This is a genomic window from Pseudanabaena sp. 'Roaring Creek', assembly GCF_001402795.1.
In the GTDB taxonomy this organism is placed as follows: domain Bacteria; phylum Cyanobacteriota; class Cyanobacteriia; order Pseudanabaenales; family Pseudanabaenaceae; genus Pseudanabaena.
Window position 1 is genome coordinate 1 of the sequence record NZ_LIRE01000536.1, and the last position, 636, is coordinate 636.

Genomic DNA, 636 nt, shown 5'->3' on the forward strand with positions numbered 1-636 from the left:
CAGATAAGGATTAGCTCGCCATTGTTCGAGCATCCATATGATCTTAGCCTCGCGGCGAATGAGCGACAGGATGTAGGCTAAAGCAGAAAAACTTACTCCTTTTATCAAACAAAAAAGCGATCGCAATTTTGCATCCAGGAACAAAAATGGCGATCGCCAAATTTCTACGCCAATGGAGCGGATCCTTCAGCGCAGCGAAGTGAGCGCTAATTCTTTGGGATGCTTTGTTTTTTCCCTACTTCAATTCCTACCATCATTGCGTCTCCTTCTTTTTGTAGCTCAAAGTATCTAGCCTTAAATCCGATCACCCCACCCAGAACAAGACAAACAAGCCCAATAGTAAAACCCTTAAAAATTGCCATTATTTACCACCTGAATGTTTTTTCTGAATTTCCGCAAGTTTTTTCTCAATATCGTTCGATGCAAATTGGTATCCAAAATACCCACCAATAAAGAGGCAAGTAAGAGCAATAATTGCGCCACGAAACATAATATTTACTTATAGGGATAGACGAGGATTCCAAGAAATTAGCTTATCAGAAAAACAAATAAGGGTAGCAAAAAAAATATGAATGAACTACAAGAGAAACACACTCAATCAAAAACTGAATAGGGACTGCTGATGGAAATTTTGAA

Annotated in this window: 1 protein-coding gene; it reads right to left on the reverse strand. The window is 39.0% G+C overall.

The genetic code is table 11. From position 1 onward, the window contains the following. Positions 1–206: 206 nt before the first annotated feature. Complete coding sequence (locus tag AC805_RS26385) at positions 207–362, reverse strand: hypothetical protein (RefSeq protein ID WP_197278758.1); 156 nt, start codon at positions 360–362, stop codon at positions 207–209. Positions 363–636 lie beyond the last annotated feature (274 nt).

Excerpts from the sequence above, each read along its gene's own strand:
- AC805_RS26385 (WP_197278758.1), bottom strand. The coding sequence starts at position 362 with ATGGCAATTTTTAAGGGTTTTACTATTGGGCTTGTTTGTCTTGTTCTG.